17 protein-coding genes are annotated in these 19,781 nt (G+C 47.6%); 16 read left to right on the top strand and 1 reads right to left on the bottom strand.

Features of this window, described 5'->3' with window-relative positions:
• The first annotated feature begins 304 nt into the window (after positions 1-304).
• The 5 genes from GKG43_RS08885 (at position 305) to GKG43_RS08865 (ending at position 7,086) form a co-directional block, all read left to right on the top strand.
• Complete coding sequence (locus GKG43_RS08885) at positions 305-1,705, top strand: hypothetical protein (RefSeq protein WP_242857605.1); 1,401 nt, start codon at positions 305-307, stop codon at positions 1,703-1,705.
• A gap of 181 nt (positions 1,706-1,886) precedes the next feature.
• Complete coding sequence (locus tag GKG43_RS08880) at positions 1,887-3,419, top strand: FGGY-family carbohydrate kinase (protein ID WP_055153809.1); 1,533 nt, start codon at positions 1,887-1,889, stop codon at positions 3,417-3,419.
• Positions 3,420-3,508: 89 nt separating this feature from the next.
• Positions 3,509-4,480, top strand: a complete 972-nt coding sequence (locus GKG43_RS08875) for an aldose 1-epimerase family protein (protein ID WP_055153807.1) — start codon at positions 3,509-3,511, stop codon at positions 4,478-4,480.
• Positions 4,481-4,512: 32 nt separating this feature from the next.
• Entirely contained in the window at positions 4,513-5,433 is a 921-nt protein-coding gene (locus tag GKG43_RS08870) for a class II fructose-bisphosphate aldolase (RefSeq protein WP_050641422.1), read from the top strand.
• A 267-nt stretch (positions 5,434-5,700) separates the two neighbouring features.
• Positions 5,701-7,086, top strand: coding sequence for an MATE family efflux transporter (locus tag GKG43_RS08865; protein WP_050641421.1), 1,386 nt, complete (start codon positions 5,701-5,703; stop codon positions 7,084-7,086).
• Between the two features lie 164 nt (positions 7,087-7,250).
• Here the strand turns inward: GKG43_RS08865 and GKG43_RS08860 are convergent, their stop codons facing one another.
• Positions 7,251-8,147: a YitT family protein gene (locus GKG43_RS08860; RefSeq protein WP_050641420.1), complete on the bottom strand. Its 897-nt coding sequence runs from the start codon at positions 8,145-8,147 to the stop codon at positions 7,251-7,253.
• 354 nt (positions 8,148-8,501) lie between these two features.
• On the opposite strand from GKG43_RS08860, the gene GKG43_RS08855 reads away from it, so the two are divergent.
• From GKG43_RS08855 to GKG43_RS08805, 11 genes are all read left to right on the top strand, one after another.
• Entirely contained in the window at positions 8,502-10,412 is a 1,911-nt protein-coding gene (locus GKG43_RS08855) for a GGDEF domain-containing phosphodiesterase (protein WP_055153805.1), read from the top strand.
• A gap of 258 nt (positions 10,413-10,670) precedes the next feature.
• Positions 10,671-11,303, top strand: a complete 633-nt coding sequence (locus tag GKG43_RS08850; RefSeq protein ID WP_055153803.1) for a cytidylate kinase-like family protein — start codon at positions 10,671-10,673, stop codon at positions 11,301-11,303.
• On the top strand, positions 11,303-11,530 hold the full coding sequence (locus GKG43_RS08845; RefSeq protein ID WP_153920964.1) for a hypothetical protein: 228 nt from the start codon (positions 11,303-11,305) through the stop codon (positions 11,528-11,530). Before GKG43_RS08850 ends, GKG43_RS08845 begins: the two co-directional genes overlap by 1 nt.
• Entirely contained in the window at positions 11,511-11,828 is a 318-nt protein-coding gene (locus GKG43_RS08840) for a YbjQ family protein (protein WP_050641416.1), read from the top strand. The genes GKG43_RS08845 and GKG43_RS08840 overlap by 20 nt, the downstream gene beginning before the upstream one ends.
• 140 nt (positions 11,829-11,968) lie before the next feature.
• On the top strand, positions 11,969-13,105 hold the full coding sequence (locus GKG43_RS08835) for a ComEC/Rec2 family competence protein (RefSeq protein WP_055153801.1): 1,137 nt from the start codon (positions 11,969-11,971) through the stop codon (positions 13,103-13,105).
• 115 nt (positions 13,106-13,220) lie between these two features.
• Positions 13,221-13,565: a HipA domain-containing protein gene (locus tag GKG43_RS08830; RefSeq protein WP_055153799.1), complete on the top strand. Its 345-nt coding sequence runs from the start codon at positions 13,221-13,223 to the stop codon at positions 13,563-13,565.
• Positions 13,496-14,026, top strand: coding sequence for a HipA domain-containing protein (locus tag GKG43_RS08825; protein ID WP_083487105.1), 531 nt, complete (start codon positions 13,496-13,498; stop codon positions 14,024-14,026). Before GKG43_RS08830 ends, GKG43_RS08825 begins: the two co-directional genes overlap by 70 nt.
• A 510-nt stretch (positions 14,027-14,536) precedes the next feature.
• Positions 14,537-16,687, top strand: a complete 2,151-nt coding sequence (locus tag GKG43_RS08820) for a hypothetical protein (RefSeq protein WP_055153795.1) — start codon at positions 14,537-14,539, stop codon at positions 16,685-16,687.
• Positions 16,688-16,701: 14 nt separating this feature from the next.
• Positions 16,702-17,994: an extracellular solute-binding protein gene (locus GKG43_RS08815; RefSeq protein ID WP_050641412.1), complete on the top strand. Its 1,293-nt coding sequence runs from the start codon at positions 16,702-16,704 to the stop codon at positions 17,992-17,994.
• Between the two features lie 23 nt (positions 17,995-18,017).
• Positions 18,018-18,884 carry a sugar ABC transporter permease gene (locus GKG43_RS08810; protein ID WP_055153793.1) on the top strand — a complete coding sequence of 289 codons (867 nt, stop codon included), beginning with the start codon at positions 18,018-18,020 and terminating at the stop codon, positions 18,882-18,884.
• Positions 18,877-19,704 carry a carbohydrate ABC transporter permease gene (locus tag GKG43_RS08805; RefSeq protein ID WP_055153791.1) on the top strand — a complete coding sequence of 276 codons (828 nt, stop codon included), beginning with the start codon at positions 18,877-18,879 and terminating at the stop codon, positions 19,702-19,704. Before GKG43_RS08810 ends, GKG43_RS08805 begins: the two co-directional genes overlap by 8 nt.
• The last annotated feature ends 77 nt before the right edge of the window (positions 19,705-19,781 follow it).

Here is a 19,781-nt window from a genome sequence, read left to right as displayed (position 1 = left end):
TTTAGGCTTTTATATGTAAGGAAGAGAGCAGGATGTGTATTATAAATCCGAACAAAATCAGAGTAAAAAGAACAAATGTCTATATATTCTAAAAGCAGAAATTTATAAAATAAATACATACCCAAGGAGTTCCGTTATTCATTCCTCTGCGGTGCGGGGGTGCAATGAAACTAAAAAGGGGGTATGTATGAATAAAATGCAGTATTTAAATTCCAGAGGCAGTAAAAGAAAATAAAAAAGGATTCGTTCAGGAAATTTGCTTCATTGTGCTTTTACAAAACAAAATCAAAGGAGGATTCACAATATGAAAAAAATGACATTTGCACTGTGTTTCTGCAACAGAGGATTTATGCCGGGCGAGCTGATTTATGAGGCAAGGGAAGACATGATTAAAGCGGTCACGGATGCGGGATATGATTACATAGCCATGGATGCAGAACTGACCCGGTATGGCGGGGTCGAGACAAGGGAAGAGGGCCTTTTATACGCAAAATGGCTGAAAGAACATGAGGGAATGTATGATGGCGTGATATTCTCAATGCCCATTTTTGCGGACGAGAACGGAGCCATTACCGCATTGCAGGACGCGGGAGTGCCGATTCTAATGCAGGCATATCCGGATGAAATTGGAAAAATGGATTTCCAGCACAGAAGGGATGCTTATTGCGGCAAGTTTTCCGTAACCGATGTTTTTACGCAGTATGGCGTGCCGTTTACGGTGATGAAACCCCATGTCGTTCATCCGCTGTCGAAAGCATTTGCCGGAAATTTGATGGATTTTGCTGCGGTCTGCCGGGTAGTAAATGGCATGAAACGGTTTAACCTTGGCTGTATTGGGGCAAGGACCACGGCATTCAAGACGGTGCGGTTCGATGAGATTGCAATGCAGAAATACGGGATCAATGTGGAGTCGTTTGACTTATCCGAGGTGTTTTTCAAGGTAAGAAGTATGGCGGACGATGATGAGGCAGTTACTGCCAAAATAGAGCGCCTGAAAAATTACAGTGATTTTTCCCTTGTTCCGGAGAGTAATATGCTGACATTGGCGAAGATTGGGGTAGTGATTGACCAGTACATTGAAGAATATCATCTGGATGCACTGGCGCTGCGCTGCTGGAACGAGATGGAGACGGAGATGCGGGTATGCCCGTGCGTATTGCTCAGTGAACTGAATGACAGGGGAATTGCAGCGTCCTGTGAAATTGATATGTGTTCGGCGCTGACCATGCGGGCTATGAGCCTGGCGAGTGAACAGCCGACGGCCGTCCTGGACTGGAATAATAATTATGGCGAAGATGAGAATAAGGTGATTCTGTTCCACTGCGGTCCGGTTGCGCAGTCTCTGATGACCGGAAAGGGGACGGTCACCGAGCACAAGATGTTTGCAAAGAACGATCCGGGATCCGGCTGGGGATGCAATGAGGGGCGGATCAGGGCCTTTGATACTACGCTTTCCAATTGCCAGACCAGGGATGGGAAAATTATCGTATATGCAAGCGAGGCCAGATTTACAGACGACCCGATAGAAGATGCATTTTTCGGGTGCGGCGGGGTAGCGGAAATTCCTGATCTGCAGAACAAGCTGATGAAGCTGGCCAGAGGTGGATTTAAACATCATACTTCCATAGGCGCAGGACATATGAAAGAAATATTGAAAGAGGCATTTACTACTTATCTTGGTTATGAATGGGTAGAAATCGACTAGTACATCGTATAGTTAAGGATAAAGTTGCCGGCGGACAAAAAGCAGCAGCAGGTGGCTGAGAGCGGTTACCGGCAGATAAAAGCAGCAGGTGGCTGAGAGCGGTTACCGGCAGATAAAAGCAGCTGCGGGCGGTTAAGAGCGGCTGCCGGCGGGAAAAAATAGCTGCGGGAGGAGGAAGATTATGAAAGTGGCGGGGCTGGATATCGGGACAACAGGCTGTAAACTGACAGTTTTTGACGAAGATGGTACTTATCTGGATGAATCCTATCAGGACTATTCTGCGAAAAGGAACGATGGTGTGCATGAAATAGATGCGGCTGCAATCATGGAGAGCGTATTCGGGGTGATCCGTGCAATAACGCGCACGCATCCGGACATTGCAGGGATTGGGGTGACCAGTTTTGGGGAGACCTTTGTTATGGCAGACGCAGAAGGGAATCCCCTGCATCCGGCGATGCTGTATACGGATCCGCGCGGGGAGGAGGAGTGCCGCTATTTGACAGAGCAGATGGATGGGAAGACCATTGCTTCTATTACAGGGGCAAAACCGCATGTCATGTACAGCATTTCCAAAATGATGTGGATGAAAAAGCACAGGCCGGAGATATACGGGCGGGCAGAGCATATCTTCCTGATGGAGGATTTTGTGGTGTTTGCACTGACCGGCCGGGCACAGATCGATTATTCTCTGGCGGCCAGGACGATGGCATTTGACATTACGGCGTTGAAATGGAGCCGGGAGATCTTTGCTCTTGCGGGAATCGACATGGAACTGATGTCAAAGCCGGTGCCCACGGGAACCAGCGCCGGAAGAATCCGGCCGGAAATTGCGCAAAAAACGGGCCTTTCCAAAGACACGCAGATCATATCTGTGAGCCATGACCAGGTGGCTGCTGCTGTGGGATCCGGGGTGTTTTCATCCGATAAAGCGGTGGATGGAGCCGGTACGGTCGAGTGCATGACACCTGTTTACGACAGTATACCGGAATTGGAGGTCATGTATGAGGGAAATTACGCGGTTGTCCCGTATGTACTGCCGGGAAAATATGTCTGCTATGCATTCTCTTACACCGGCGGAGCGCTGATTCAGTGGTGTGCAGATACACTTGCTAAAAAGGAGAAAGAGCTGGCAGAGGCACAGGGCATTTCGGTGAACGAGTTCTTAGAGCAATTGTATGAGGCAGAGCATGAATGCCCGGAAAATGCAGCCGGTACGGATGTTCCCATGCCTCCTACGGGAATATTGGTTCTGCCGCACTTTGCCGGGGCGGCCACGCCCTATATGGATACCGGGTCAAAGGGGGCAATCGTGGGAGTGACGGCCGCGACTACAGTCAGTGACATATACCGCGCATGTATGGAGGGTGTTGTTTACGAAATGATGTTGAATATGGAATGCCTGGAAGATGCGGGACTTCAAATGAAACGGCTGAATGCCACGGGGGGCGGCGCAAGATCAAAAGTCTGGATGCAGATGAAGGCGGATGCTCTGAATGTAGAGATCACTGCGCTAAAAACAGTGAATGCGGGAACTGCAGGGAGCGCGATGCTGACAGGAATTGCGGTGGGATGCTTTCAGAACCTGGAGGATGCGGCGGCGCATATGGTAGAGGAGACCGAAACTTATATTCCAAATCCGGAAATGACGAAGAAGTACAGGGAAGTTTATAAAAGATACCGGCAGCTGTATAAGGCAGTGCGCCCTTTGGTATGAATGGGCAGCAGTTCAGAAGTGTATGAATTGCCGTGTGAAAGGACAGCAGCTCGGCATTGTCTGAACTACCGCGTGAAAGGAGAATTTTGATGAACCCATATATCGGACATGATTCCCAAGTGTATGGAATCGAGGAACACCGCCTGGTGGGCGGTAAAGGCGATGGAATGCGCCTTCTGGAAATAAATAACGGAAAAGGGGCGGAACTGACGGTTGTTTTGGACCGCTGTGCAGACATCTCCCGGCTGCGTTACAAAGGGGTTAATCTGTCCTACTTCTCGCCCTGCGGCTATGTGGCCCCGGCGTATTATGATGCAGCAGGGGCAAACTGGCTGAAATCATTTACTGCCGGTTATCTGACTACCTGCGGGCTGCAGGCGGTCGGCTCTCCCTGCACGGATGAGGGGGAAGAGCTGCCCCTGCATGGTTCCATCGCCAATATGCCGGCAGAACAGGTATATTGGCTGGAAGAAGAGGGGGAGCTGGTGGTTTACGCGACGATTAGGGACGAGGGGATTTTCGCACCGAAACTGCGAATGTCCAGAGAGATCAGAGTCAGCCTTAGGAGTAATGAATTTTTGATTCAGGATACCATCGAGAATACCGGAGATACAAAGCAGCCCTTTGAGATTCTGTATCATATGAATATGGGCTATCCAATGCTTGATGAGGACAGCATACTGGAGATTCCGTCTGCCGAAGTGCTGCCCCGGGATGAGCATGCGGCGGAGGATATCGGGAATTGGATGCACATGATGAAGCCGGAGGCAGGATATGTGGAGCGGTGCTACTACCATAAGTTCCCGGATAGAAACGGAAAAGCCGGCATATACCAGCCAAAGCTGGGAAAAGGGCTGGAAATCACCTTTGACGCAGAGGAACTGGATGGGTTTGTAGAATGGAAGATGATGGGAGTCCGCGATTACGTGCTGGGGCTGGAATGCGGCAACTGCTATCCCGATGGGCGCGATGTGATGAGAAAGACCGGTATGCTGAAATTTTTGGAACCGGGAGAGAAAAAAACGTATCAGGTGAAAGTGCGTATGTTTGAGCGTTTGTAAAATATGGATGTACTAGAAAGGGTGAAACAAAAATGTTAGTATCGCTGAAGCAGATATTGAATCTATGTGAAGCAAAAAAATGCGCGGCAGGTTCTTTTAACACGCCGAATCTCGAGTCGGTTATGGCAGTGATTGGCGCAGCAGAGGAATTGGACGTGCCCGTGGTGATCCAGCATGCAGAAGTGCATGAGGAAATTATGCCGATTGAGATTATCGGGCCGATCATGCTGGAGCTTGCGGGGAGGGCAAAAGTACCGGTGTGCGTGCATTTGGACCATGGAGAGACATTAGAATATGTATGTAAAGCTTTGAATATCGGTTTTACCTCTGTGATGTACGATGGTTCGGTTCAGCCTTTTGAAGTGAATATGGCTAATACAAAGATGGTTGTTTCATTTGCGGCACAGACAGGGGCCTCTGTGGAGGCGGAGATCGGCTGCATGGGAAAACGGGAAACCGGAGCAGGAACAACTGGAAACGGGCCGGATCCGGAGAAGATTTATACAGATCCGGAGCAGGCAAAGCTCTTTGTGGAGGAGACGGGGATAGATGCCCTGGCCTGTTCCTTCGGGACGACACATGGGGTGTATATTACAAAACCCAAGTTAGACTTTAATGTAGTAAAAAATGTGCGCAGGAAAGTAGACATTCCAGTCGTCATGCACGGAGGCTCCGGTGTCAGCCCGGAAGAATTCCGCATGGCCATTGAGAGCGGGGTGCGCAAGGTTAATTACTATACATATATGGCGATGGCGGGAGGTGAGAAGATAGCAAGCCAGTTCCAAACGGGGTGTATTCCGGTTGAAAAAGGCGGGCGGCATTATAAATACTGCTATTCTTTGATCGAGAGCGATAAGGATACGCCGATTATGTACCATGATATTGTGCAGTATGGGACAGAAGCTATGAAAAGGAATTGTAAGGAGGCGATGGAGATATTTGCTATGAGGTAAGAGAGTTCTGATTAACTATACATAAAGAGGCGGCAGGAAAACACATGTGGTTTTCTACATTTTTAAGAGGGTGCTGCAAAATCATCAAAATGATGAGTTTGCAGCACCCTTGTTCTATTTTTTATATAAAAATTATTCTGCCCTCCGTGCTATATACGCATCGGTATTCGTGCAAAATACTACATTCATTGAACAAGAAACTACATTCTGCTTTTTCAATTAATGCTTATAATAGAGTATGTTTAGAAAAAGACAGGAGGTATGGATATGACGAAAAAAATGACAGAAGGCAGCCCGGCAAAATTGATTGTAATGTTTACGATACCTTTGCTGATCGGAAATATCTTTCAGCAATTATATAGCATGGTAGATACTTTGATTGTGGGAAGGACCCTGGGGGTCAATGCCCTGGCGGCGGTGGGCTGCACGGGGAGCATCAATTTTTTGATCCTCGGTTTTGCAATGGGAGTGAGCGCAGGACTGGCAATTATTACGGCACAGCGCTTTGGCGCAAAGGATGAGAAAGGGGTCAGAAGAAGCGTGGCCTCAGGAGCCTGGATCAGCCTTATGGTTACGGTCGTGCTGACAGCGGTTTCCGTTCCTATGACCAGGAAGATTCTGGAACTGCTGAATACGCCGCCCGAAATAATTGACGGTGCGTATGACTATATTGTTATAATATTCTGGGGAATAATAGCTTGTATGCTATTTAATTTTCTGTCGAATATTATCCGGGCGCTGGGGGACAGCCGGACGCCGCTTTTGTTCCTGGTTATTGCATGTGTATTGAATATTATTCTGGACTTTGCGTTCATACTTGGGGGAGGGATGGGGGTTGCCGGCGCGGCCTGGGCCACAATTATCTCACAGATGGTATCGGCACTCCTCTGCCTGTGGTACATCAAAAAGAAGCTGCCGATTCTGCATTTAACGAAGGATGACTGGAAGGTATCCGCATGGGATCTGAAACAGCACTTTCGGATCTCTATGCCGATGGGGTTCCAGATGTCGATTATCGCCATCGGTGCTGTGGTGCTCCAGTTCGTACTTAACGGGCTTGGTTCCGCCGCTGTGGCAGCATTTTCTGCGGCACAGAGAATTGACCAGATCGCCGGTCAGCCTATGAATTCTTTTGGCACCACAATGGCTACCTATGCGGCTCAAAATTATGGGGCAGGGCGGATAGACAGAATTAAGAAAGGCGTTCTGCAGTGCAGCCTGATATCGGTAGGATTCAGTATTGCTGTGGGGCTTCTGAACATATTTGCGGGTTATCAGATGGCAGGCTTCTTTGTCGGGGCCGGGGAAGAGACGGTACAGTCTATGGCTCAGACTTACCTTCAGATTAACGGGGCTATGTACTTTGTACTGGCACTGCTGTTTATCTTCAGATTTACCCTGCAGGGGCTGGGGAAAGGCGTTATGCCGACTGTGGCGGGTGTGATGGAACTGATTATGAGGACATTTGCTGCGGTATATCTGACTGCGGCTGTCGGCTTTGCCGGGGCATGCTGGGCCAACCCGCTGGCATGGGCGGGGGCATGTATCCCACTGGCAGCGGCATACTTTTTGACTATGCGGCGGCTGTCTGCCGGAAACGGAAATGCGGATTCCGGCAGTGTGTGCAGGAAAGCTGAAACCAATGCCGCCTGAAAATTGCCTGTAGCATAAAAATAGTAAAACCCCGGTCAATGTTAAATTACTGACCGGGGTTTTACTATGAAAAATCAATCCTGTAAGTGAAGTATAAAGTTTAAAGTCATCATGATGTGCTCTGGTCTAGGAGTTCAGCCATCAGGTAATGCAGCTTTATAAAGTCAGGGGTAAAGCCTCTTCTCAAAGTTACCGGATACCGAGCAGCCTTCGGTAAATATCATAAATGCATTGGGATCAATTCCCCGCACAATTCTTTTTAACTGGCTGACCTCATATTTTGAAATCACAACGAACAGGATGTAGGAGGCCTGATTTGTATAGGCTCCGGCTCCGTCCCAGTTGGTGACTCCCCTCCCCATCTGTTCGATGATAGCCTGGGAGATGCCCAGCTTTTTGGTAAATATCATGACACTCATATTAATATTCTGGATATGTACTCTGTCGCAGGCGATGGAATATACAACGCCGTAAATCAAAGAATAAATCACGATCTCGATGTTAAACATCAAAAGGCATATTCCGTAGACGAAACAGTTGATGATGATGGAGACCTTGCCGACGCTGAATCCAGGGAATTTTTTTGAAAAGTAGATGCCCAGAATGTCCTGTCCGCCTCCGGAACTGCCTCCCCGGAGAATCATGCCGGATCCGGTTCCCGCGATAATACCGCCAATGACACAGGCGGTCAGATAATCGTCAATGACCGGGCTGGATGGAATCGGGATAAAGGTGAGCGCTGCGGTCTGGATAATAATGGTTATAATGGAACGTGCAAAAAAAATCCTGCCCATTTTACTCCATGCCAAATAGATCAGGGGCAGGTTGATCAGAAAGTAAATGATACCTGCAATATCTGTCTGCCCGAGAGAAAAGGGCAGTACTTTAATCACTAAGGTACGGATCAGCTGGGAGATTCCCATGAAGCCGCCATTATATAAAGATAGCGGTATGATAAATACATTCAGTCCAAATGCAAACATGACAGAGCCCGCAGTTGCGTAGCCCATACCAAACAGACGCTGCCTCTGCCGCTCACTTAAAGAATTAAAAAATGACATATTATTTTCCCCCACTAAAGCGATAAAGTTACCGATGTGTATATATTCTAGCACTTTGATTTCGGCAATACAAGACAAGATACTGCAAAATCTTATAATAGTTCATTATGAGTGTATAAATAGCCATTATAAGGGAAATCCCCGGCGTACGCCGCACATGGAGGTAGTCGGTCTGAGCAGTAATATATGTAACTGTTCTTGCCTGCATTACCTGTTACATATATGGAAAAATGCGCATAGTGAAAGAAAATAAAATGGTTTAATGTGGAAAAAAATCATGATATAATTATCTTATTTCATGGTTACTAAAGAGCGTGCCTAAAGAGCACTCCTAAAAAGATAAGAGGTGTACTTATGACTCAATGGTCACTGGCGGGGGAATTTTGGGCTTTTATAGTTATCGTAATTCTAATACTGTATTTTTATGAGAGGCGTCTGGCCGTAAATGCCAGGGACAAGCTGTACCGGAACTGCCTTTGGATGTCCATGCTCTGCATTGGCCTGAATGTGTCCAGTGTGGTGCTGCTTCAATATCCGGAACAAGTGCCGGGGTGGCTGAATATACTTTTGAACAGCGCTTACTTTCTGGCGGTTGTGGCTGCATGCTCGATGGTGGCGGCGTTTGTATTTATGATGATGATGGAGCATGTCTATGAAAAACACTGCCTGAGACGTGCATTTACGGGGCTCTTTGTTGTAAATATACTGTATGCGGCTGCTGTGTTGTGGAATATAAAGTCCGGCATCCTTTTTTATATTGACAGTGCTGGCATCTATCACAGGGGAAGGCTGAACGGGCTGGGCTACGCAGTGCTGGCAGTGGAAATTGGCATGATATATTTTTGTTACATAAAGAACCGTCCCAGCGTCAGCAAGTCGATGGTAAAGGTGATCTGTACGATCCCGCCGGTTACGGTTCTCTTATGCATGTTCCAGGCGCTCTTTCCTGAGATTATATTGAATGAGACCGCCATGGCGGTAGCCAATCTGGTTCTGTTTATCGGATTTCAGAACAGAGCAGTCAGAAGGGATTATCTGACTATGGTGGGCAACCGGGAGAGTTTTTATGAGAACCTTACGCTGAGGCTGGCCGGGAAACAGGAGTTCCAGCTGATTCTTCTGTCTCTGCGGCAGTATGATTTTGTAAATCAGAATTACGGGCATCAAAAAGGGGATGAGATTCTTTATACAATTGCGACCGGACTTGGCCGCCTGATACCGGGAGGAGAAGTATTCCGGTTTGGGAATGTGGATTTTGCTATGATTATTCCTCTGAAGTCGGCAGAAGAGGCCGCATCTAATTTCAAAACAGTAAAAAAACGGTGTGGGCAGACGTGGACCGTTGGAGATATACACGCTCACGTGCGCACCGTGTTTCTGTATCTGGAATATCGGGGAGAGCCGTGTACACCTTCGCAGATGATGGAGTATCTGGAATACGGTATTCGCAAAGCAAAAGAGAAGCCGGGAGCCTGTATTCATTTTACAGATGCGCTGCTGAAAGAATATGAAGAAGAAAAGCGGATTCTGGAGATCATGCAGCAGTCGGTGGAACAGAAGCGCTTTAAGGTATGGTACCAGCCGGTGTATCATCTTGGGGCGGGAGTCCGGTCCGCGGAGGCGCTTTTGAGGCTGGATGACTATGAGGGTAACCCGCTGCCGCCATCCAGGTTTATTCCAATCGCGGAGGAATCTGGGTTGATTGATGAGCTGAGCTGGATCGTTCTGGAGGAGGTGTGCTCGTTTCTGGAACAGAGCAATTCTAAACGGATAGAAAGCATATCTGTCAATCTGTCAATGCAGCAGTTTGCCGACATTGGGATATCTGAGCGGATTCAGGAATGTCTTAAACGTCACAGCCTGAGTCCGGATCAACTGAAAATAGAGGTGACAGAGAGGGTGCTTCTTCAGGATATGGGGTATATGAAGCATGTCATGCGGGATATGAACAGAGCAGGCATTGGGTTCTATCTGGATGATTTCGGTACCGGCTATTCTAACCTTTCCAGCGTGCTGGAGTTCCCGTTTGAGTGTGTAAAACTGGATAAGAGCCTGCTCAAAGAATTTCCTGGGAATCCGGATGCTGAGATGATGGTCAGGACTTTAACCGAACTTTTCCACAGCATCGGCAATCAAGTTGTTGTGGAGGGGGTTGAGGAGAAAACACAGGCGGAGCTGCTCGGGGTAATAGGAGCGGACCGGATACAGGGATATTATTACAGCAGGCCTTTGCCCCAGGATATATTTGCAAGGGAGTATAGTTGAAACTATTGTACTTCTTTCCAATAAACTACCAGATCGAACGGTTAATGTGAAATTTGAAAAAGGAGAAGGAAAAGTACTTTTGAATGAAATTTGAGTGAAGATTCCAGTGCAGTTGTAGGCTGAGGTGTGGCCATTTTTAACAGGATTACGATTATTTCTGGAAATAGATGATAATGATTGAACTGTGCGTGCACGATGGGGTATAATATAATTAACAATGAGGCGGTGTTATAATGTCAGAGATAAGGAGTTGATAATATGACAGACCACACGATTATTACCATTGGCAGACAGTTTGGGAGCGGCGGGCACGAAATTGGGAACCGCCTTGCAGAACGGCTGGATATTCCGCTTTATGACCACAACCTGATCCGGATGGCGGCTAAAGAGCTGAAGGTAAGCGATGAGGAGGCATCCCGTGTTGATGAAACTATACTGGGGAGGTTTTTATCCGCATATGTAGTCGGGACAGGAGATTATACGGCATTTATGAGCCAGGAAGCTTATGGTGTGCCTTTAAGCGACCGGATGTATGAGACGCAGACGGAGATCATTAAGAAGCTGGCGGCTCAGAGCTCCTGTATTTTTGTGGGCAGGTGTGCAGATTATGTGCTGGGAGATTATACGAATTGTATCAATATTTTTATTCATGCCTTTAAGGATGACAGAATACGCCGGGTCATGAATATCTATAAGCTGACTGAAAGACAGGCATGGGATAAGATCAAGAAAGTGGATAAGGAGCGCAGGCTTTATTATGAAGCGCATACCGGACGCGAATGGGGCAGCAGTGAGTCACATGAGATCCTGTTCAATGCCAGTCTGCTGGGAGTGGATGGAGTTGTGGACGCAATGGAAGCAATTTATAAAACCTGGGAAGGCAGAAAGTGATGAAAAAACATGGAAAGAAGATGATAGCGCCAGTCATTATAACGATTTTGCTGCTGCTGTATTTTATCGGGTTTGCGGCGGTGGTATTTATGCTGAGGCCCCCTCTAGCAGTATGCATTTTTGGCGCAGTCATACCTCTTGCACTGGCAGGAGTGGCGCTGGGAGTATGTATCCAGCGGATTAAAGAGATAAGGAGTGGAGAAGAAGATGATCTTAGTAAATACTGATTATATTACAGGAAAGAATTTTGAAATGCTGGGTCTTGTAAAGGGAAGTACGATCCAGTCAAAGAATGTGGGAAAAGATATAACACAGGGCTTTAAAACCCTGGTCGGCGGCGAGCTGAAGGCCTACAATGAGATGATGAATGACGCGCGGGCGCTGGCTACAAAGCGCATGACGGAAGAGGCGGAGAATCTGGGAGCCGATGCCATTATTAATATCCGCTATGCTTCCTCCGCAGTTATGGCCGGGGCTGCAGAAGTTATGGCCTACGGTACTGCAGTGAAGTTTACGGAACCGTAAGCAAGGCCTGTATTTTTAAGAAGAATCAGATATGCAGAGCAGGAGATTCTGTCTGATATGGCAGAGTCTCCTTTGCGTATACGCAGGGCTTATGAAGAGGGATACCGGAAAAGACAGAATTATAATAAGGGGATGGATCAATGGACAGAAGAAACTGGAAAAAGAGAATTCTGGCACTTATACTGCCGGCCTTTCTGATGCTTTTTGGATTTGCATCAGGTGCGCAGCAGGCCGACACGGTAAAGGCAGCAGGTGGGAATAACAGGCTGGAAGTGCATTTTATGGATGTGGGGCAGGGGGACGCCACACTGATTATGACGGACGGCCATGCCATGCTGATCGATGCAGGAAACAACGGTAAGGGTACGGCGGTTCAGAACTATCTGCAGAAACAGGGCATCAAGAAACTGGATTATGTGATCGGTACACATCCGGATGCCGATCATATCGGGGGGCTTGACGTTATCATATACAAATTTGACTGCGGAAAGGTTCTGCTCCCGGATTACCAGAAGAATACGAAAACCTATGACGAAGTAGAAGACACTTTAAAAGCTAAAAGCTATCGGGCGGCGCATCCGGCAGCAGGGGATACTTATCAGTTAGGAGACGCGGTATTTACCGTAACCGCGCCGGCTGATAAAAAATTTGACAACGCCAACGATTATTCGATTGCAGTACGGCTTGAGTACGGAAAGAATGCATTCTTGTTTGTGGGTGATGCAGAGGAGGATTCCGAGAATGAGATGTTGAAAAGTAAGCAGGATATCAGCGCCGATGTGTATAAGGTGAGCCATCATGGGAGTAAAACGGGAACATCCGAAGAATTTCTGGAGAAAGTAGATCCCAAATATGCCGTGATCAGCTGCGGGGAAGACAATTCCTACGGGCATCCCCACGCAGAGGTTCTGAATCTGCTGCGCCGGGAAGGCGTCCAGGTATTCCGTACAGACGAGCAGGGTACCATTGTGGCTGTTTCCGACGGCAGGAAAATCACCTGGAACATGTCCCCGGATGATAGCTGGAAGGCCGGTGAACCAAAGGGAACCGCCGGCGATCAGGACAGCGGTGGTTCGGGCGCTGTACAGAAAGCAGAGAAAAAGGCGGCAGGGCCCAGGAGTGTGGATGGATATATTTTAAATACCAGTACAAAGAAAATCCATCGGCCTTCCTGCAGCAGCGTAAAAAAGATGGCGGAAAAAAATAAAAAAGAGACGGACAAAGAGATAGAGGAACTGAAAAAGGACGGGTATAGTCCGTGTAAAAAATGTCTGTAACCACAGAATAGGATTAGGGGGACGCCAGGCGGACTGTAAGGTCTTACTGTCTGAAGGGATATCTCCTGCGGTTGTCCGCCCTGTAGAGCGGCTTGGTATTGTTGGGAGTGCCGGTATGGGGGCATTGGAGTACTATCCGGAATTAATGCAGCTGGATGCTGCGCAGCAATTAAATTTTGACAGGATGTCTCAGGAATGTGAAAAGATTTTGAAAGAAGAAGAGAGTAATGAACTGGATACATTATTTAAATTAGGCGGATCATCAGGCGGAGCAAGGCCAAAGGCATTAGTTTCCGTGGACGGTGCTTCATGGATCGTGAAGTTCCCTTCTTTATATGACCGCAGGACAATAGGGGAAGAGGAATATTGTTATATGAAGTGTGCCGGAAAATGCGGAATAGATGTACCGGAAGTGAGATTATTTCCATCAGAGTACGGTATAAGGGGTATTTTGCAGTAAAGCGCTTTGACAGGGGAAGCAGGGGCAAAGTGCACATGATTACGGTAAGCGGGTTGCTGGAAACTTCCCATAGAATCCCCAATCTGGATTACAGGGATTTGATGAAATTAACATATATTTTGACAAAAGATAATCGCCAGCTGGAAGAGATGTATCGAAGAATGTGCTTTAATGTCTATGCACATAACCGGGACGACCACGCAAAGAACTTCTCATTTTTATATGATGAAGAGAACAGCAGATGGATACTTTCTCCGGCGTATGACTTAACTTACAGTAATTCTATTGTCGGAGAACATGCAACCTGTGTAAGCGGGAATGGAAAGAATCCAGGAGTAAAAGAGCTTGTCGGGACAGGGACGGCGGCAGGAATTGCGCAAAGCAGAGCGATGAGGATCGCAGGAGAAGTGGAAGAGATTGTGGCATATGAATTAAGGGGAATTCTGGATTCATATTCGTAGGCGGGGCGTATAAAATGTAAATGATGTGTGCAGGAGTGTATTTGTAACAGTTTAGGCCTGCTTGAACTGTTACGTGTATTTCATGAAATGTAAGCAGAGCCTATTCGTAGTTTGGGGCAGTGTGCCGATTACTATGGATAGGCTCTTTTTATTTTATAGGGAAGTTTGCCTATCAGATAAAAATGCTCTCCCGGCGGGATGTGCACTGTGGCGTAAGAGGCAGGTGCCGCTATGCGGCCGCCGCAGGCGCGAGTTTCGCAGGCAAAAACTTATTTTTGTGCAATTTGTATAAAGTTTTTTGGGTTTTTGGAAAAATGATAAGAAAATGAAAGAAAAATATCATGTTTTGTGCGGATATGTTGATTTTTTTGATTAACTAGTGAATATAAAATAGAAATATCTTATTAAGATTTTATACTCATCAGAGCGGTTATTAATTTTAAGACGTAATAGGAGACGGCGAAAATAAGATCCGTATCAGATGAAAAGCAAAGAAAGGGGGCATGAAGCATGCACAGTCTGAAATTCATCAACTGGTATGAAACGTTTCTGGGCGAGGATGGCCCGAAGGTTTATGCGGAGACTGTTTTGGACAAGCGGGAGATGAGAACGGTTCATATGTTTCAGATTTCAGGCAGCGAGATTACGGTTGAAGATGCTATTTTACAAAAGGATGATAAGGTTGAGGTCATCCGCCGTGTTCGTTCAAATGGAAAAGCAGATACAGGAATTGAAAAAAACGGGATTGCATTCGGTATGGAGATTCTGCTCGGGGAGGGAAAACAGTTACGATACGGCATTCCTTCCTGCCGGTATTCTTCGGGACAGGCGGGGAAACATACCTATATGGAGGAACGGCTGACGGCACCGGTCATTATGGCATATGATGAAAGTGCCAGGACAGCAGTATCTGTGGCCAGGACCAGGCCGCCTGCGGATACGGGAAAGGAAGAACGAAAGACAGGAGACTCCCGCTATCTGCACGAGACGGAGGTGGGATCTCTTGGATATGAATGTCAGGAAGGCAGGGAAAATATCCTGTGTGCCCGCTGGCCATATGAGGAGATGGAAAAGAGTGTGGCGCTGGATGCCAAGGGGACCCCTGTTCAGGCCTTTTACCCTATAACCGGGAATGCCTGGGAGATGGAGCTGCATTATGAACTCCAGCAAACCTGTGACAGAACATTTACTGACGGTTTGTATCACGTTTTTAAGGGGCTGGCAGAGCACTTTGAAACTGAAGGACACCGTACAGTCAGCCTTCCGTTTACTTTGGAGGAAGAAATTATCTGCCGTGAGACAAGCCTCATGCGGAGCTACCGGGAATTTGGAGATGACGGGGCGGGATTTTTCTTTCATTTTGATCCGCGCAAGGGGTACGGTTCCGAACCGTCCGGTTTTGGAACCTCTTTCAATACAATACCCCACAGCACGTATGTACACATTCTGGAATACGGTTTTACCGGCCGGCAGAATCATACGGCGCTGATCCTGGCCAGAGATAAAGGCGGTGAATGGATCGAAAAGGGGGAGAAAGTAGTGGACTTTTTCCTGAAGCACTGCATGAAGGAGAACGGATGGGTGTATTCACTTTATGACCTGGAACGGGAGGAGCCTTTCTTTTCCTTTGGGGATCTGGATGCTCCAAAGCTTCATTATATGGATTACCGGGGAGCAAAAGGGAACTATCTCAGAACAATGACGGAACCGGTAAATGATGTACTGGAATACTGCAAATGGTATCGGGAACAGGGGCGTGTTAAGCAACAATGGCTGGAGGCTGTCATGCGCTACGCAGACCTGCTGGTCTCTCTGCAGAATGAGGACGGTTCCTGGTACCGGGCGTACGAACCGGACGGTACTCCTGTTTTTATGCTGGAGGAACCGTGGATGACAGAGCAGGAAAGAGAACGGGGCCGAAAAGCCGCGTCAGCCATTCCGATCGTGTTTCTTTGTAATCTGGCAGAATATCTGTCCGAAGGGGAGTTCAGTACAGATGCTGCGAATACAGAGCCGGCCGGTTCGAAACGATCCGTCTATCTGCGCGCCGCAGTGAGGGCCGGTGAATATGTCCTTTCCAGGGGATGCAGGGAAGAACTCTTTCAGGGAGGCACGCTGGATAATCCCAATGTGGTGGATAAAGAGGCGGCACAATATGCGATGGCCGGATGCTGGCGCTTATATGAACAAACCGGTGAGAAACGGTTTCTGGATGGTGCGGTGACGGCCGGGAAACAGTTCGTGACATGGAATTATATCTGGAATGCACCGGTGAAAGCGGGAACAGTTCTTGCTGAAAAAAAGTTCCGGACAAAGGGAATGGGAGCCATCAATTCCATCTGGTGCGGAGGCGTGGTCGATATCTACTCCCTGTTCCATATCCGGGAGCTGTATCTGACGGGCCGGGAGACAGGGGATGAATTTATGATCCGGATGGCCGACTGGATCAGCACGGCCGCACATCAAATCATGTCCTGGCCGGGAGACCGGATGGGATTCGCAGATATCGGGATGCAGCCGGAAGGATTCGGCATATGCCCCCAGGGAATGGATGAGGGAATGATACAAAAAGGAGATATCTGGGGAACACTCGGATGGATTTATTCCGCCGGAATAGACGGCGTGGATAGATATATAAGAGAACTGCCTCAGGCAGAATAAAAGGAGGAAAAATGATGAAGAAAAAAGTATTGAGTTTGATGCTGGCGGCAGCTATGACAGTTACCATGCTGGCAGGGTGCGGTTCATCCAAACAGGAAGAGCAGAAGAAAACAGAAAAGTCTGATTCAGGAGCTGTTGTCCTGAATATGTACCACAGCTGGAGTACTGACTCTGAAAGGGGTGCAGCACTGGATAAGCTGATTCAGGAGTTCAACGAAGAGAATAAGGGAAAGATCGAGGTGGAAGTGACCGTAAATCCGGATTTTCCGGCATATCAGGAAAAAGTAAAGACCATGATCTCCACAGATACAACGCCGGATATCTTCCATTATAATTTTAACCCGAACGATCTGTCCAGGCAGGAATCCGGCAAGCTGATGGATTTTTCAAAGTATATGGATGATGAGTGGGCGGAAAGATTCGGTGAAGGGGATCTTGAGACACTGACCGTGAACGGGGAAATCTCATCCATTCCATTTGAAAAGGCGGGAGCAGTTTTTTATTACAACAAAGAACTTTTTGCGCAGGCAGGAATCGAAGAATTCCCTGACACGTGGGACGGACTTCTGGATGCATGCGCAGCATTAAAAGAGAAGGGAATCACTCCATTTTCCCTGTATACGGCGGACGATGCCTGGTATACATGTAATTTATTCACTTATCTTGCGGCAAGTTATGCAGGAACAGAGACGCTGAATGAGGGCGGAAGCATTGACACTCCGGAAATGAAACAGGCGGCGGAAATGCTAAGAAAATTCTGGGATTATACGACAGGGGATGCAATCGGGGCCAATTACTCCGTAGCCATGAATAATTTTGCTTCCGGCAAGACAGCCATTGCTATTGATGGACCGTGGCTGATCGGCTCCCTTTCAGAAATACAGGATAAAATCGGAATTGCGAAGGCGCCTACATTTGGCGATGGAAAAGTGGCTGAGAATTATCTCGTGACGGACGCACAGACACCGTGGGCAGCAGCTAAGACAGATGATCCGGAAAAAGAAGAGGCCATCGTTGCATTTATGAAATATATCACCTCTGAAGAAAGCGTGAAACAGCTGACACTGGAAGGTGCAGTTTTCCTTTCACCGAAGCTGAATATGGAAGACCCGGATGTAAAGAATACAGAAGGGCTTCTTGGAGAATATCTTGCCCTGAATTCTGTGGTAGAGGGAAGTACAGTTAATATCCAGAGAAACCTGACGACTACGGCAAATACAAAACTTCCGTCTCTTCTGGAAAGCCTTGCACTGGACAGTGTAACTCCGGATGAATTCATAGAGCAGCTGTCCAAAGAAAATCAATAGAAAAAGAAAGGGGCGGACGAACGATGAAAAGACGGCAGACCGTATTATATATGGCGCCTGCAGTGATTCTGATAGTTGCTTTCTTTTTGGGGCCGCTTTGTTATCTGGGATATGTAAGCTTTTTCGAGTGGAACGGCCTTGGGCCAAAGACATTTGTAGGAATAGATAACTTCCGATATGTATTCTCAGATCCGGTTTTCAGGATGGCGTTTAAAAATACTGTTATCTGGCTTCTGTCAGCCCTTTTTTTACACATTCCCTTCGGGCTGCTTCTGGCGCTGCTTTTAAATAAGCAGCCCAGGGGATGGAAATTTCTGCGGGTGATGTATTTTATTCCCAATGTAATTTCAACGACGGCAGTTGCCTTTCTGTGGTATTTTATCTATCATGTTGATGTGGGACTCTTAAACAGTGTGCTGAAAAGCCTTGGGCTGGGAAAGCTGGCACATGCATGGCTGAATGATCCGGGAACCGCACTGATCTGTAATCAGGTTCCGTTTATTTTCTATGTAGGGCTGACAATGATTATATTCCTGACCCAGTTGTCTACCGTGCCGAAGGAACTGAAAGAGGCTGCCATGGTGGACGGCGCCACAGGATTTCAGATTGATATTCATGTATATCTGCCAATGATGAAACCGGCAGTCATTACGAATATTATGCTGAACCTGGCATTTTGCCTCAGGACATTCGAGTATCCGTTTCTGATGACGGGCGGCGGGCCGGCTAACAGTACAACGAATCTTTCTTTATATATTTACAGGGAGATGGTCGGATCCAACAGGTATGGGATATCTATGGTAGCAGGACTGATTACCGTACTGCTTGGTTTTGGGATTATGCTGCTGGTTAATGTGCTTCAAAGAGAAAGGAGGAGCCGTCATGAATAGCAGGAGAACACCGGGGCGCACAGTGATGTACATATTTCTTGCTGTGGTGCTTGTCTTTATGCTGGTACCGTTTTTATGGCTGCTGGTTTCTTCCTTCCGGCCCAACGCGGATCTGTTCAACGAACCGTTTGCGGTGCCGCAACATCTTTCGCTGGAGAACTTCAGGGCAGTGATGGAAAGCCATCCGATGGTATTATACTTTTTCAATACGGTGGGAGTGGCAGCCCTGGCAACGGTTATTTCGATCCTGTCAGCCACTTTGGCATCCTACGCCATGCTGTACAGATTCAGCAGCAGAAAAATCCTGACCGTACTTTTTTCCATGTGCCTGTTTATTCCAACCAATGCATTTCTGGTTCCGTATTATGTCATGATCAATAAAATCGGACTTTATGATAACATTCTTGGCATAGCGCTGGTGTATGCGGGCGTGAACCTGCCAATGAGCCTGATGGTTATACGGGGGTATATGGAGACGATTCCCGGAGAGCTTCTGGAATCGGCAAAGATAGACGGCGCAACTGCGGGACAGGCCTTTCGGAGGATTATACTGCCGGTTTCGAAACCCGGCATTGTTACGGCATGTGTATTTATCGTCATCAATTCATGGAATGAACTGCTCTTTGCAAATCTTTTGAACCAGAGCGACTCTTCCAGAACGATCCAGGTGGCGATCCGATCCTTTTTAACAACCTTTGAGGCCAATTATGCCTATGCGTTTGCTGCGATGGTGATTTCCATACTTCCTACCATTGTGATCTATGCAATGCTGACTGACAAGATTATAGGGGGGATGACAGCCGGCGCCGTGAAAGGCTAGGCGCGTCCAGAAAAGGGCGGTTGGTTTAGTGGGTGGAAATCCCATACGGCAAGGTGTAGCGAGCCACCGTTAGCGAG

This window comes from Eubacterium sp. BIOML-A2, assembly GCF_009680135.1.
Taxonomy (GTDB): Bacteria; Bacillota; Clostridia; order Lachnospirales; family Lachnospiraceae; genus Faecalicatena; species Faecalicatena contortus_B.
The sequence above is the reverse complement of the archived record's forward strand: the minus strand, read 5'-3'. Positions and strand labels throughout refer to the sequence as shown.

Coding starts and splice junctions, on each gene's coding strand:
- GKG43_RS08850 (WP_055153803.1), top strand. CDS start 10,671: ATGACAGACCACACGATTATTACCATTGGCAGACAGTTTGGGAGCGGC.
- GKG43_RS08870 (WP_050641422.1), top strand. CDS start 4,513: ATGTTAGTATCGCTGAAGCAGATATTGAATCTATGTGAAGCAAAAAAA.
- GKG43_RS08875 (WP_055153807.1), top strand. CDS start 3,509: ATGAACCCATATATCGGACATGATTCCCAAGTGTATGGAATCGAGGAA.
- GKG43_RS08820 (WP_055153795.1), top strand. CDS start 14,537: ATGCACAGTCTGAAATTCATCAACTGGTATGAAACGTTTCTGGGCGAG.
- GKG43_RS08815 (WP_050641412.1), top strand. CDS start 16,702: ATGAAGAAAAAAGTATTGAGTTTGATGCTGGCGGCAGCTATGACAGTT.
- GKG43_RS08885 (WP_242857605.1), top strand. CDS start 305: ATGAAAAAAATGACATTTGCACTGTGTTTCTGCAACAGAGGATTTATG.
- GKG43_RS08835 (WP_055153801.1), top strand. CDS start 11,969: ATGGACAGAAGAAACTGGAAAAAGAGAATTCTGGCACTTATACTGCCG.
- GKG43_RS08805 (WP_055153791.1), top strand. CDS start 18,877: ATGAATAGCAGGAGAACACCGGGGCGCACAGTGATGTACATATTTCTT.
- GKG43_RS08830 (WP_055153799.1), top strand. CDS start 13,221: ATGGGGGCATTGGAGTACTATCCGGAATTAATGCAGCTGGATGCTGCG.
- GKG43_RS08810 (WP_055153793.1), top strand. CDS start 18,018: ATGAAAAGACGGCAGACCGTATTATATATGGCGCCTGCAGTGATTCTG.
- GKG43_RS08880 (WP_055153809.1), top strand. CDS start 1,887: ATGAAAGTGGCGGGGCTGGATATCGGGACAACAGGCTGTAAACTGACA.
- GKG43_RS08840 (WP_050641416.1), top strand. CDS start 11,511: ATGATCTTAGTAAATACTGATTATATTACAGGAAAGAATTTTGAAATG.
- GKG43_RS08860 (WP_050641420.1), bottom strand. CDS start 8,147: ATGTCATTTTTTAATTCTTTAAGTGAGCGGCAGAGGCAGCGTCTGTTT.
- GKG43_RS08855 (WP_055153805.1), top strand. CDS start 8,502: ATGACTCAATGGTCACTGGCGGGGGAATTTTGGGCTTTTATAGTTATC.
- GKG43_RS08825 (WP_083487105.1), top strand. CDS start 13,496: ATGCGGAATAGATGTACCGGAAGTGAGATTATTTCCATCAGAGTACGG.
- GKG43_RS08845 (WP_153920964.1), top strand. CDS start 11,303: ATGAAAAAACATGGAAAGAAGATGATAGCGCCAGTCATTATAACGATT.
- GKG43_RS08865 (WP_050641421.1), top strand. CDS start 5,701: ATGACGAAAAAAATGACAGAAGGCAGCCCGGCAAAATTGATTGTAATG.